General features: G+C 63.8%; 5 protein-coding genes and 1 pseudogene. 4 read left to right on the forward strand and 2 right to left on the reverse strand.

Annotated elements, in window-relative coordinates; all coding sequences use genetic code 11:
- Window positions 1-108: 108 nt before the first annotated feature.
- Window positions 109-1,704: an ABC transporter substrate-binding protein gene (locus HAP41_RS42305; protein WP_166077553.1), complete on the forward strand. Its 1,596-nt coding sequence runs from the start codon at window positions 109-111 to the stop codon at window positions 1,702-1,704.
- 376 nt (window positions 1,705-2,080) lie between these two features.
- Here the strand turns inward: HAP41_RS42305 and HAP41_RS42310 are convergent, their stop codons facing one another.
- Window positions 2,081-4,312 carry a CHASE2 domain-containing protein gene (locus tag HAP41_RS42310; RefSeq protein ID WP_166077529.1) on the reverse strand — a complete coding sequence of 744 codons (2,232 nt, stop codon included), beginning with the start codon at window positions 4,310-4,312 and terminating at the stop codon, window positions 2,081-2,083.
- 147 nt (window positions 4,313-4,459) lie between these two features.
- Window positions 4,460-11,272: a FecR domain-containing protein gene (locus HAP41_RS42315; RefSeq protein WP_166077507.1), complete on the reverse strand. Its 6,813-nt coding sequence runs from the start codon at window positions 11,270-11,272 to the stop codon at window positions 4,460-4,462.
- A gap of 116 nt (window positions 11,273-11,388) precedes the next feature.
- Here HAP41_RS42315 and HAP41_RS42320 point away from each other — a divergent pair.
- From HAP41_RS42320 to HAP41_RS42330, 3 genes and pseudogenes are all read left to right on the forward strand, one after another.
- A pseudogene (locus HAP41_RS42320) lies at window positions 11,389-12,224 on the forward strand (IS5 family transposase).
- A 562-nt stretch (window positions 12,225-12,786) separates the two neighbouring features.
- Window positions 12,787-13,518, forward strand: a complete 732-nt coding sequence (locus HAP41_RS42325; protein ID WP_166077477.1) for a transglutaminase-like cysteine peptidase — start codon at window positions 12,787-12,789, stop codon at window positions 13,516-13,518.
- A 72-nt stretch (window positions 13,519-13,590) separates the two neighbouring features.
- On the forward strand, window positions 13,591-14,715 hold the full coding sequence (locus HAP41_RS42330; protein ID WP_166077468.1) for a lysozyme inhibitor LprI family protein: 1,125 nt from the start codon (window positions 13,591-13,593) through the stop codon (window positions 14,713-14,715).
- Window positions 14,716-14,843 lie beyond the last annotated feature (128 nt).

A 14,843-nucleotide genomic window follows, 5' to 3' on the forward strand; every position in this document is an offset into this window, starting at 1 on the left:
CCTGCGACGACAAGTCTGTGTGATCACGTGTCGGCAAAGGCACCGTCCTGCCTATTCTGGCATCAAGATTGCAGGTTTGGCCCTGAAATCTCCTGGGAGCCTTGGGCCATGCGTATCCGACTATCGACCTGCCTCGCCGTGCTTGCGCTGGCGTTATCCGCGATCATGGCACGCGCCGAAACGGTGGTGCGCTACGGCATCTCGATGGCGGATATCCCGCTGACGACGGGCCAGCCCGATCGCGGCGCCGGCGCCTATCAGTTCACGGCGTACACCATCTACGATCCGCTGGTCGCCTGGGAGATGGACGTCGCCGACCGCCCCGGCAAGCTGGTGCCCGGGCTCGCCACCGAATGGAAGGTGGATGATGCCGACAAGACCAAATGGCGGTTTGCTTTGCGCAAGGGCGTGAAGTTTCACGACGGCAGCGAGTTCAACGCCGATGCGGTGATCTGGAATCTGGACAAGGTGCTCAACGACAAGGCGCCGCAATTCGACAAGCGGCAGAGCGCGCAGGTGAAGACCCGTCTGCCTTCGGTCGCTAGCTACGCCAAGATCGACGATTTCACGGTGGAGATCACGACCAAGACGGTCGATTCCTTCTTTCCCTACCAGATGCTGTGGTTCCTGGTCTCGAGCCCGGCGCAGTACGAGAAGCTCGGCAAGGATTGGGACAAGTTCGCGAGCCAGCCCTCCGGCACCGGTCCGTTCAAATTGACCAAGCTCGTGCCGCGCGAGCTTGCGGAGCTCACGAAGAATCCGGACTACTGGAACAAGAAGCGCATTCCAAAGGCCGACAAGATCGTGCTGGTGCCGATGCCGGAAGCGCTGACGCGCACCAATGCGCTGCTCGCAGGGCAAGTGGACCTGATCGAGACGCCGGCGCCGGACGCCGTGCCGCAGCTGAAAGCCGCCGGCATGAAGATCGTCGACAATGTCACGCCACATGTCTGGAACTATCACCTCAGCGTGCTGCCGGGCTCGCCCTGGACCGACATCCGCCTGCGCAAGGCGCTGAACCTTGCGATCAATCGTGACGAAGTCGTCGGCCTGATGAATGGCCTCGCAAAACCGGCCAAGGGCCAGGTCGACCCGTCGAGCCCGTGGTTCGGCAAACCGAGCTTCGAGCTGAAATATGATCTGGCCGCGGCCAAGAAACTGGTCGAAGAGGCAGGCTACTCCAAGGCAAAGCCGCTGAAGGCCACCTTCATCATCGCGCAGGGCGGCACCGGCCAGATGCTGTCGCTGCCGATGAACGAATTCCTGCAGCAGAGTTTCAAGGAGATCGGCATCGACATCGACTTCAAGGTGGTCGAGCTCGAGACATTATATACGCATTGGCGCAAGGGCGCGGCCGACGAGATGAACGCCGGCATCACCGCCAACAATATCGCCTATGTCACCTCGGACCCGCTCTACGCCATCGTCCGCTTCTTCGCCTCCGACCAGATCGCGCCGGTCGGCGTCAACTGGGGCGGCTACAAGAACCCGAACGTCGACGCTCTGATCAGCGAGGCCAAGCAGACGTTCGACACCGCCAAGCAGGACGATCTGATCGCGCAGGCGCACGCGCTGATCGTCGACGATGCCGTGCTGGTCTGGGTCGTCCACGACACCAACCCGCACGCGCTGTCGCCGAAGATCAAGCAGTTCGTGCAGGCGCAGCACTGGTTCCAGGATCTGACGACGATCGGGACAGAGTGAAGGGGCGGCGACCGCGGGTGTCGCAGGGTGGGCAAAGCGACTTGTCCGCCGTAGCTCGTAGAGCGAAGGCGTAAGCGTGCCCACCACTTCTCCACGCGGAGTAAGATGGTGGGCACGGCGCTTGCGCGCCTTTGCCCACCCTACGGGAGTTGATGTTGGCGCAGGTAGCGTGGCGCCAAGCTACCGCGTCAAACACCGCTGTCGTCCCGGGGCGCGACGTAGTCGCGAGCCCGGGACCCATAACCGCAGGGAGTGGTTTGGCGAAGACTCGGAGTTACCGGCTCGCGCGATAACATCTCCCTGGGGGTATGGGTCCCCGCGTACGCGGGGACGACACTTTCAGTGCAGCACCAGCGATGGCCACGCACTCACACCGCTACTTCGTCAGCAGCGCATACGCGCCGTTCCATCCTTCCGCCGGCGGATTGATCTGGAATTCCTTGATCCGCGCCTCGTACAGCTTGAACAGCTTTTCCAGCGTGTCGGCATCCTCGCTGCGGCGGCCGCGCTCGATCGCTTCCAGCGCGCCCTGCCAGTCGCGGCCGCGGTAGCAGCCGAGCATCTCGATGGTGACGTTGCGCAGGCGCTGGAAAGCGCCCGAATGCATCACGTCCTCGCGGCCGGCGATGGCGTAGATCACCTCCGGCTCGGTCTTGCCCTTGACCATGATGAAGTCGAGCTCGAGGATCGCGAACTTGTCCTTGGCGGCGAGCGCGGTCCTGGAGCCGACGATGATGGGAAAGCCGTATTCCTTCGACTGGCCTTCCAGGCGTGAGGCGAGATTCACGCTGTCGCCGAGTACGGAATAGTTCTTCTTCAGGTCGGAGCCCATGTTGCCGACGACGCCAATGCCGGTATTGAGGCCGATACCGACATTGAGCGGGATGTAGACATGACCGCCGTCGGCGGCCTCATGCTCGCGCTCCTTGTTGACGGCGTCGATCTGCTCCAGCATCTGGATCGCGGCCTCGCAGGCGTTGACCTCGTGATCGGGATCATCGAGCGGCGCGTTCCAGAACGCCATGATGGCGTCGCCCATGTACTTGTCGATGTAGCCCTTCTGATCGATGATGACGTCGGTCAGCGGCGTCAGGAAGCGGTTCATCAGCGCGATCAGGCCTTGCGGATCTTGCTTGTAGCTCTCCGAGATCGTGGTGAAGCCGCGCACGTCGGAGAACATGATCGTCATCTCGCGCTCCTCGCCGCCGAGCACGAGCTTTTCGGGTGACTGCGCGAGCTGCTCGACCAGGACGGGCGACATGTATTGCGCGAACATGCCGCGGATCTGCACGCGCTGACGCTGCTCGCGCACGAAGCTGGCGAAGATCAGTGTCAGATAGATCGCGGTGGTCGAGAGCAGCGGATAGGTGAAGTCGATGAGGTAGCGGTTCTGCGCATAGAAGAACCAGGACACACCGACCAGGATGGCGGCGAACATCGCGCCCGCGAGCCCGAGGCGCACCGGTCCGAGATTCGGCGTGAAGATGATGACGAGCAGGCCGATCACGAGCGCGGCGATCAGCTCGACGCCGAGCGCATAGTTCGGCTGGGAGATCACCGCGCCGCTGAGCACGCTCTCCAGCACCTGGGCATGGATCTCGACACCCGGCATGGTCGATGACACCGGCGTGGTCTTGATGTCGTTCAGCCCGACCGCCGAGGTGCCGACCAGCACCAGCTTGCCAGCGATCTTGTTCGGCGGCGCGGTGTTGTCGAGCACGTCGGCCGCCGAGATGTAGATCGAGGGATCCTGGCGGGCGTAGTGCACCCAGAGCTGGCCGTTCTTGTCGGTCGGAATCTCCACGCCCTTGAGGCGCACGGCCCTGATGCCGGTCTTGTCGGTCCGGATCAGCAGCGTCGGCGTTCCCGTGACGACGCGCAAAATCTCGAGGCTGAGCGAGGGCATGATGTTGCCCTGGGCGCGCATGATCAACGGCACGCGGCGGATCAGGCCGTCGCGCTCGGTCTTGATCGAGAACAGGCCCCGGCCGGCGGCGACCTTCTCGATGACGGGCACGTTGCGCAGCAGGCCCGGAAATTCAAACAGGAAGCGTTCGGCGCCCTCTTCGCCGACCGTCGCGATGCCGGTGAAGGGCAGCGACTTGTCGATCTCGGACGAGATCGGCTGCTGCCCGGTCTCGCCCAGCACCACGCTCGAGCGCTTGATCGCGTCGGCGAGGATCTGGTCGTTGGTCGGGAGCTCGCGCAGCCTGGCGCGGGTGGCGTCGTCGAGATCGCGCATCTGGCTCGCGACCAGATCCGGGTTGAGCCGGTCGGCTTCGGAGAACACCATGTCGAAGCCGATCGTCACCGCGCCGTTACCGGTGAGGTTCTGGATCAGGTCCGCGATCCGCGTGCGCGGCCATGGCCACTGGCCGAGCTTGGCGAGGCTCTTGTCGTCGATGTCGACGATGGTGACCGGCCGCGCCGCCTTGTGGCGCGGATCGATCAGCTGGAACATGTCGAAGGTGCGCAGCCGCAATTCCTGGATCGGCGGCGGATCCCAGACACGAGCGCCGGCGAACAAGACCAGCAGCGCAAGGCACATCAGCCGCGCGAAGCCGAGCTTCCGCGCAAACCACCGCCGCAGGATCTTGAGACGTTTCATTTTAGTCGGACTTCCTGACCTGCATCGCGCCCGGGGCACCGATCATGGAGCGTCCGCGGGCGATTGGCTATTCCCCGGCGGTTGAGGATTATGGATTTTTTGCCGCGGTCAAGCTACGAGCCGGCCGCCAGGAGGCCCGGGCGGCGATCAGGTGATGTGGAAGATGAAATCGCTGGCCTTCAGATTTGCCGCGATCACGTTCTTCAGCAGGATCGTCTCGTGGTTGTCCAGCGTGATCTGGGCGCCGCCCGATTGCGGAGCGATATTGACGTCGTCCAGCGAGCTGATGCTGCCGAACTGCCGCAGGTCGATCTTGTCGAGGCCGACCTCGAAATCGTCGACGCTGTGCTGGACCGTGGACTGCGACGACGTCGGCGCGAACACGAACTGGTCCTTGGCGCCGCCGCCGATAAGCGTGTCGCTCGACTCGGTGGCGAAGATCACGTCCTTGCCGTCGGTGCCCTCCAGGCGGATGCCCTGGCTGTTGGCGCCCTCGACGAAGATGAAGTTCACGGTGTCGGAATGGCCGGTCGAGTCGGCAACGGTCACCGTGATCTTGTCCGTCACGGGCGGCTGCGGATACTGCTCGGTGCTGGCGCCTGTCGGGTCGTAGGTGATGCCGGCACCTTCTGCGAGGCCGGTGTTTATCTGCTCGAGCGAGCCCGTCGTCGTATATGCACTGACGCTGCTGGTATCCGGATGCGAGGTCGACACCGTGACGGTGAAAATGTCCGTCGCCGCGCCAGAATCGGTATCGGTGACCACCAGATCGGTGATGATATCGTTGCTGTTCTCGCGGATGTGCTCGACGTGGAAGCTCTCGGTATTGATGACTGGGCCGATGGCAAGCGTCACGCTCGTGCCGATGGTGGTGATGTCGTGCGAGATCGACGCGGTGCCGCCGGTGCCCGTCGCCGTGAGATCGATCGTCGCCGTCGAGCCAGCGGTGGTGATGGCGCCTGTATAGGTGTCGTCGAGAGCGTGGACGCCCAGCGCGCCAGGCTCGCCGCTGAATCCGTCGGCAGGCACAAACCGGATCAGCGTAGCGGAGCTCAGCACGAGCGCATTCGCATCACCGACCGAGTCGACATCGACCCAGCAGCCGCCAACCTTGTACTGCCAGACGCCCTGGTCGGCGGTCGCGGCGTCCGACGTCACCGCGATGGCCTTGAAGGTCGCGCCAGTGTCGACGTCATGGAACTTGTTCGTGAAGAGATCGCGGATCTTGCTGCCAGCCGGATCGCTGTCGTTGCCGGCGACGGCGGCCAGCGTCGCGCTGTCGAGCGTCGGCGCGTCGTTCTTGCCGGTGATCGTGATGGTGACGTCGGTCGTGGTGGTCTCGCCCCGGCCATCATCGAGCGTGATGGTGGACACGACCTTCGCCGTCTGGTCCTGGCCGAGGAAATCGAGCGCGTTGTCGGCGATCGAATAGTGCCAGGTGACGGTACCGTTGTTCTTGCCGGTCAGCTGATACGTCAGCGCGTTCTTCAACGCGGCGGTCTCGTCGGGCGTGAGCGACGCGGTGAGGTCGGTGGCGCCGTCGAGCCAGGTCACGTCCTGGTCGACCTTCGTCACCGTCGGACGGTCGGTCAGGTCGATGTCCTCGAAGTCGATCGAGCCGGTCGCGGCCGGCGACGGGTCGATCGTCGAGGACGAACCGGTGGTATCAGGCTGCTCGGAGAAGCTTGCGGTCAGCTGCGCCACATCCGTGGTGGTGAATGTCGGCGCATCGTCGTCCGCATGGATCGTGATCAGCGTGTGGCCGCCCTCATCGCTACCCGCGAAATGCGCGTCGCGATAGTCTCCGACCAGGGTCAGGCTGATGCTCTTGCCATCGTCGCCGGTGACCGTCAGCACGCCGCCGCTCGCGGGATGATCGGCATCGGGGACATAGACCGCGCTGGTGCCGAGGCCCCACTTGATCATCGTCAGGTCGATCTTGTCGTTCGCGGACAGCTCCGCGATCGAACCGCCGAAATCCTTCGTATCGATCTCCAACTCGGCGCCGTCACCGGCAAGCGTGATCGTTTGCGATACCGCACCCTTGACCTCGAGCGTCGCGCCGGCATCGACGACGACCGCGCCCGTGGCCGAGCCCGACAGCGAGCCAAACAGCGTCAGCGTCCCGGTGTGAACCTCGATCGAGCCGGCGCCGGTGTTGGTGATGTCGCCCGTGATCGACGCAGTGCCCCAGCTGTCGATGTCGCCATAATTTTCGATGGTCAGATCGGCCCCGGAAATGGAGGCCCCGTGCAGATCGATGTCGCCGTGGTTGACGATCGACGACGCATCGCCGAACACGCCGCTGCCGGCGACCGTCCAGGTGCCGCCTGCGTTGTTATTGAACGTGGCGGTGGCGACCGAGATGTTGCCGTTGATGTGGCCGGTGTTGTTGATCGTGATCTCGCCGCCAGTCTCGATGATCGCATAGGTCGATGAGGACACGCTTCCGGCATCGGCTGGCCCGATGGTGCCGGAGTTGATGATCGTCGCAGTGCCGGTGCCGTTCTCCTGGATGGAGATCGCAGCAAAACCATCGGCGCCGACCACGGAGCCGGTGTTGGTGATGTGCGTCGAGCCGGCCGCGCCCGCATCGTCCTGGTCGACATTGATGCCGACCGAGGAGGTGCCGGAGATGTGCCCGTTGTTGGTGACGGTGACTGCGCCGTTGCCATGGGAGACGATGTCGAGACCGACCGCGCCGAAAACGCCGCCGCCGATCGTCGCCGTGATATCGCCTGCGCCGTTCGCGCCGTCATGCAGCACGATGCCGTTGCCGGTCTGGCCGGTGATGTCGCCTGATGTCGTCAGCGAGATGTCGCCGATGCCGTTCTGGGTGACGACAATGCCGTTGGTCGCGCCGGTCAGCGTACCGCTCGGGGTCAGTACGATGTTGCCGCGATTGCCGATCGTCCCGCCCGAAGCGGTGAAGTCGAGCGCGTCGCCCTTGCCCGAATAGATGTCGGCATCGCCGGTGACCGTGAAAGTACCGCCGGTCGAGGCCTGACCGGTGATGGTGCCGGTAAAGGCATGGCTCGTCTTGTCGAACTCGAGCGTATTGGTGCCGCCGGCGAAGGTGACGGTCTGCGCGTCCGCACCACCGAGCTCCAGCGTCGTGTCATCGTCGATGATCAGCGTGCCCGTGCCGGTGATGCCGCCGGACAAGTTGAGCGTGCCGCTCTGGACTTCGATGGTGCCGGTGTTGGTGACGCCGCCCGTGATCGTGTTGAGGCCGGCGACGCTGTAGAGATTGCCGGCATTGCTCAGATTGCCGCCGTTGATCGAGACGTCGGTCAGATAGAGCTTTGACGCGGCGTCGACCGAGATCATGCCGCCGGCGTTGGCGATCGTGGCGGTCGTGAGCTTCAGCGTGCCGCCGGTCACTGCCTCGATCAGACCGTGATTGGTGATGGCGTGAAGGATGCCGGGATCGATCGTCAGCGCGCCGCTGGTGACCGAGATCGTGCCGGTGTTGCCGACGTCGGCGTTGTCGATGGCGCTCGCGCCGGTCGATTCCAACGTGCCGGCGATGGTGAGCGTGCCACCGGCCAGGCTCGCACCGTTCAACGTCAGCGTCTTGCTCGCATCGACATTGACAGTGCCGTGATTGACGATCGCGGTGCCCACAACGGTCGCGTTGTCCAGCGTCAGCGTGACGCCGCTCTCGACCGTCACCGCACTGACGCTGAGCGTGGCGGCGCTGTCGATCTTGCTGGCACCGGTGACGTCGATCGTGCCGGCGCCCTTGATGGCGCCGCCGCTGATCGTGGCATCGTCCAGCGTCAGGACCGCATTGCTGTCGACGATGACATTGCCGGCTGAATTGTCGACGGTCGAGCCCTGCTCGATCGCGAGCGCGCCGTTGGCGAGCACTTCGATGATGCCGGCATTGGTGACGGTCTCATCGCTGAGCGCATTGCGCGCACCGCTCACCTTGAGGACGGTATTGTTTTTCAGAATGCCGCCGCTCAGGACGGCATCGCCGGTCAGATCAATCTCACCGTTGTTGGTAATCGTGCCGGCGCCGCGAATGCCGGCGTTGAGGACGGGGCCCCCCTCGTCATCGCCGCCGCCGGTGTCGATCACCGCACCAGCACCGCCGATGGTCGCATTGCTGACGATCAGCTTGCCGCTGGCATCGACCGTGATCTGGCCGGCATTGGTAACGCTGGAGCCCTGATGGATCGTCAGCCAGCCGTTGGCCAGCACCTCGATCACACCGGTCGCGGTGTTGGACACGGTCTCGTGGGCGAACTCGACCGTGCCCTTGACGTTGACAGTGCCGGAATTGTTCAGCGTGCCGTTCTCGATCAGGCTGGTGCCGTCGAGCTCCAGCGTGCCCAAAATGCTGACGGTGCCGCCATCGACCGTCGCGGTATCGACGATCAGCGTCGAGCCGGCATCGGCCCTCAGCAAGCCGCCGGCATTGTGGATCGTGGCGAGCGTCTTCAGCGTGCCGCCGGACAGCTCGATCGTGCCGGAATTGGTGATCTTGGTGCCGCTGGCGAAATCGCCGCCGCCCGCGAGCGTCAGATAGCCGGCATTGGTGAGCACGCTCGTGCCCAGAATCTCGGCCTTGCCGCCGACCGACATCGTTCCGGTCGCGGCGGTCGTGAGGATCGAATCGGCACCCATGTTGAGCGCGCCTGATATCGTCAGCGAGCTCTGGACGATCACCTTCGGAGGCGGGCCACCGAAATCGTTCATCGTCAGCGACTTGGCGTAGGCCGCGGTGTCGATCGTCACCGGATAGGACGGCGTCAGGCCGTGCAGCTGATCGGTGATGACGATGACGTCGTCATTGATGGTCGGGACCGTGCCGGTTGCCCAGTTCGCCGCGTCCTTCCAGAAGCCGCCGGAGGGAGCGCCGGCCTTGTCGGTCGCGATCCACACCACCGCGGGCGCGTCGGTGCCGGTGATGGTGACGGTGATGGTCTGCTTCGAGGTCGCGCCTTGCGAATCCGTCAGCGTCACGGTGTAGACCAGCGTCAGCACCTCACCCTTCGGGATGAAGTCGGCGAGATAGACCGGCAGATCGGCCAGCGACCAGTTGATGGTGCCGGTGCCGTCTCCGGTGCTGTCGGCGCCCGCCGCGATCGCGACCGACATCGCGCTCTGGAACGCCGCGAGCGGGCCCGGCGGAACGGTGCCATCAGGCAGGGTCGCGCTGGTCAGCGCCACCGACACCGTATGCTTGTCGGTGAGATCGACGTCGTCGAAGTTCAGCGTGCCCGTCGTCGGCACATCGCTGGTGAGCGGGCCACCCGGCACGCTGGTGCCGCCTTCGAAGATGATGACCGGAACGCTGGTGGTGATCACCGGCTTGTCGTTGGTGCCGGTGATCGTGATCGTGATCGGGATGACGGTGGTCTCGGGGCTGACCGAGAAATTGTTGTCGACGCGGACCATGTAGGTCAGCGTCAGCGTTTCGCCGGCCGCGAGGAAGTCGAAGACATGGTCGGGGATCGTGTAGGTCCAGACCGCCGAGCCGTTGTTGTCGTTGGCGCCGTCGGCGACGACGCTGATCTGGATCTGCGTCGCCGCGATGTCCTGCTTCTGAAGTGCAGAGAGCGTGCCGGTGACATCCTGGCCGGCGCTCTTGTAGACGTAGTTCGGCGCATCGGCGAGGTTCACGCTCACCGTGGGCCTGTCGCCCAGGTTCTGGTCGATGAAGGTGATGCGGCCGGAGATCGTGTCGGAATGCGTGGTGTCGCCGGTCGTGTCCGCGCGCTCGGTCAGCACAAACGCCGTCTTCACGTTGCCGTTGAGATCGAGGCTCTGAGACAGAGGCTTGCCGGGGTAACGGTTGAAAGGCGTCGTGTGATCGCTGGGCCCCTGCGGTCCCTGCTGACCAAGGTTGGTGAAGAGCGCGGTCGCGATGTAGCCGGCTGGCGTCTTGATCACGAGGCCGTCGCTGGTCTGCGTGATCGTGTCGGTGAAGTTCGTGGTCAGCTTGGTGTTGGTGTTGTTATCGGTGAACTTCAGCGTGAACACGTCCGTGATCAGCTTCTGCACATCCGGCGACAGCAGCCCGTTGGTGATCGAGACATTGCCGCCGCTGATCTGGATCATCTGGCCAGCCTGGTTGACCGTCGCGATCGGCAGCAGCGTGACCTTGTCGAACAGGATGTAGGAGCCCGTCGTGCCGTTCGGCTCGACCAGCACCTGGAAGCTCGCCTGCGGCTGCGGATCGCCGCCGCCGGCAGGAACGACGAAGTTGATCTGGGTCAGCACCGCCGTGCCGCGGATGCCCATGGTGGCGACCGGCGTGTCGATCTTCATGTCGCCGTGCTTGGCGGTCTCGCCGGCGACGAAGGTGATGGTGCCCGCAACCAGGCTCAGCAGCGAGGAATTGCTCGACCCGTTGGGGTCGTAGACCATCTCGTTCAGCACCATCCGCGCATTGGAGGACAGGCCGAACACGGTGCCGTCGATGAAGGTGATGCCGAGCGTCGAATCCGCGCCGGTCGAGACCACATCGCCCTTCTCGACGTTATCGCCGTTGTTCAGCGTGACCGAGACGCCGTTGCGAACCGCGGTCGCGCTGCCGGAGAGTTTTGTGACGTGGCCGATGACCTGCGCGGCGGCGATGCCGGGCGCGGCCTGCGCAACCTGCACATGGCCCGTGAGCGCGTTGACGACGTCGCCGGTGAGATGGGCGCCATCGGGCGAGGCGATCGCTGCGCGCTTGTCGCCCTTGAAATAATCGTGAACGACGAACTCATGCCCCTCGTGGGACAGCACGAGGTCGAGACCTGCGCGCTTGAACTCGCCATTGAAGATCAGGTTAGCATCGGGAACAACGAACGTGCCGTCGGGCACGTGACCGTGCGCCTTCGCGACAAAAGGCTTGGCGATAAAAGTCTTGGCCGTAAAGGAATCGATATGAACGTCCGCGGCCGAGCGGGAACCCTCGCCATCAAGGGGAATCGTGGCGTCAAATTTGCCAGCGTAATTCAACCGGGGGGCACCGCAAAAAGAGTTAAAATCTAAGTGTCTATTCCAAAACATGTTGAGTCGAATGAATCGGTTGTGATTCAAGGTGAGCGGCCTGATTCGATGGGGACGCGCCGCCAATGTGGACTACCGAGAACCGTGCACGCTACGACCGCAGCCGCCTGCGCTATCCGAGCGACTTGACCGACGAGGAGTGGGCGCTGATCGCGCCTCGCATCCCGCCGGCCAAGCGCGGCGGCAACAAGCGTACGGTGGACCTGCGCGAGATTGCCAACGGGCTGATGTACATCCTGAGCACAGGTTGCCAGTGGCGCGCGATCCCCAAGGACCTGCCGCCGCGCTCGACGCTGTATGGCTACTTCGATCTGTGGAGCTGGAACGGCACGCTCGATAAAATTCATCACGCCCTCTATGTCGAATGTCGCGAAAGGGCCGAGCGCGAGGCTTCTCCCACCGCCGCCATCATCGATAGCCAGAGCGTGAAAAGCGCTGAAAAAGGGGGCCTCATGATCTCCATGGCTACGACGCGGGCAAGAAGATCAAGGGCAAGAAGCGGCACATTCTCGTCGACACGCAAGGCCTCTTGATGCACGCCATCGTGCATGCGGCGGACATCCAGGATCGCGACGGCGGCGTGCTCCTGATGGCAACGTTGTTCGGCCTCTATCCCTTTCTTCTGAAGCTCTACGCCGACGGCGGATATCAAGGGCCACATTTCCAGAAGGGGCTGCGTAGCGCTCTGAAGCGCGTGAACCTCGAAATCGTCAAACGCTCCGATCAGGCTCACCGTTTCGTCGTCTTGCCCAAACGCTGGATCGTCGAGCGTACCTTTGCCTGGCTCGGGCGATGCCGAAGACTGTCCAAAGATTGGGAATGCTTCAATCACAGGGCGCTCGCCTTTCTCAAGCTGGCCTCCATCCGACTCATGCTGCGAAAGCTATGCAATCCAAGGTAATCTTTCCGGACAGACTCTTAGTGAAACCATCTATTGCTTGTGTGATTCCCATCACTTGGCTGGAGGAGTCCCCAATAGCGGCGCCTTCACAGAGAAGTCGAAGTAATTCTTTAAATATTCCGAGGTCGGTTTTCGGCTTATTTTCACGCATTCCCAGTCATCCAAAGTAATCAGTCGCCCATATCGAACGACGGATACTTGTGTCATCTTTTGTTCGCAGTTCCCCGCAGCATCCTGCGGCAAATACGGGGCAGAATCTGTGACCCAACTAACAGAACCCGTGAAATAGCGGGCTGTTAGCCATAAGCGGTAGAATCAGTCCTCCCGCAGCTTCAGCCCGCAATTGGTTCCATTTCGCGGCGACGGAGCCCTCCTAGCCGGCGAATCGTAAAATTTTACGCAATTTGCACAGGCCCGTTTCAGCCTGTCCCACGGTTTTGGGAGCCCTGCCGGGCGCATTAAGCAGAACAAAACGGCCCATCTCGCACTATCTCCGCGAAAGCAACAAAGCCCGGCACGACCAGGTCGAGGGGGACCTGGCGAAGCTGGAAGGGGATGTCAGATGGAGACCGCTGCTCGCTCGCGCGCTTGGCGCGCTGTCATTGTGCTGTGCGGATTGATCCTGCTTGGATCGGCCGCCGAGCTCCGCGCCGGCACGCTGCTGTCGCCTGGAGCCGGCGTCCTCGTGCGCAGATCCGCCGAGCCGTTCGGCGTGTTCGCCTTCGCCATCTCGTCCGGCAGCCTCCAGCAGAAATGGTTCGCGCTGAAGCAGAAGCTCGACGACGACATGGTGCAGCTCGCGCTGTGCGACGGCGACCGGGACAATTGCGCATCGCCGGCGGCGCTCAAACTGATCACCATCGTCGACCAGGCCCGCAGCCGTGACGGCCGCGCGAAGCTGGGCGAGACCAATCGCGCCATCAATCTTGCCATCCGGGCCGCCAATGACGGCGCCGACGACGTCTGGAGCTCGCCGCTCGCGACCTTCGCGCGGGGCGCTGGCGATTGCGAAGACTATGCCATCGCCAAGCTGGCCGCGCTGCGGCTCGCCGGCGTTGCCAATGAGGACCTCCGCATCGTCGTGGTGCGTGATGTCAGGGCCGGCGAAGAGCATGCGGTCGCCGCAGCAAGGCTCGACGGCCACTGGCTGATGCTCGACAACCGCCGCATGGCGATGGTCGAGGACGACGCGGCCCAGACCTACCAGCCGCTGTTCGTGCTCTACCAGTCCGCCGTGATGAAATATGTCGACGAACCCGTGCGGTTGTCGATGGCCGCGCCCGAGGCGCACTGAACCCCCCTCCACAAAGCCGTTTCGCCGCGCGATCCGGGGCGCTAGCATGGCGCCTTTGCGGGGGCGACTGGAATGCGTTTCATCGTGCTGTCTGTGCTTGCGCTGCTGGTATTGCCGGCGGCACCAGGCTCCGCGCAATCGGACCCGTCCGACCGCTCCATCGCCGACAGGCTGCCGCTGTTTGCCCGAAACAACTGCCAGCAGATCCGCGATCCCGGTAATCAATTGATCTGCGGTGATGCCGAGCTGGCCGCCGCCGCCGAGAAGCTCGGCACGGCGATCGAGGCGCGGCTCGCCCGCCTGCCCGATCGCCTGCCCGCGATCGAGGAAAATGCGATCTGGATCCGACAGCGCAACCTCGGCTGCGGCATCGTTGGCCAGACCGCGATCCGCGCCGACGATTTCGACCGCGTGAAGGCGTGCCTTCTCAAGGTCACCGAAGAGCGCGCCGCAATCGTGCGTGATCCCGATTTCGACTGTCTCGCGGCCAACACGGCCGCGGGCGCGCTGATCTGCGCGGACCCGTCGCTGGCGCTCACCGAAACCGAGCTCAACAGCCAGGTGCTGGGCCTGATCGGCAGGCTGGACCCGACCGCGGCCCGCTTTGCCTTCGCCGAATACGGCCGATGGACGAGAGAGCGCGATCGCAAGTGCAATCTCGTCGGCAAGGAGAACGTGCCGCTTGCCGAGCTTTCGTCCGCGGAAGATTGTCTCGCCGAGCATCTGAAGCGCAAGACCGAGGAGATCGCCGCCGCCAAGGGCGATCCGAAGAAAGTGTTCGGCCGGCAGGTCGCGGCGCGCTCGCCCGACACCGATGCCGTCGATTTCTGCGCCGCACGGATTCACGCCGCCAATTCGTGCGGCAATTTCCTCCGCATCAACCGCGTCTACGCACTCGACAGCCAGGTGACCGACCAGGAGGCGCAGGTCACGGGCGAGATCGAGATGGTCGTGCTGGCGCCCTTCACCATGTGCAGCAAGGTCGCTTCCACCTGCACCGGCACCTGCTGGGACCCCAGGACGGGCCGTCCGCAGACTGGCGTCGGCAGCAAGGAGCGATCCGGCGAGGCCTTCAACGTCACACGCCGCCTGAGAATCCAGCGGACGTTTGCCTTCGTGAAAGCCGCCGACGGCTGGCGCTGCCAGGAGGACGAACTCGCGCCGGTGAATTCGGGTACTGCGGGCGGGGGATCGTAGGACCCCTCCCCTCGTGTCGCTCTTTCTTCCTTCTCCCCTTGCGGGAGAAGGTGGCGCGAAGCGCCGGATGAGGGGTTCTCTCCGCTCGCTCGAGTATTCGTGAGGATAGAGACCCCTCACCCGGCTTC

Origin of the sequence: Bradyrhizobium barranii subsp. apii (assembly GCF_011516635.5) — a bacterium.
Classification (GTDB): domain Bacteria; phylum Pseudomonadota; class Alphaproteobacteria; order Rhizobiales; family Xanthobacteraceae; genus Bradyrhizobium; species Bradyrhizobium barranii.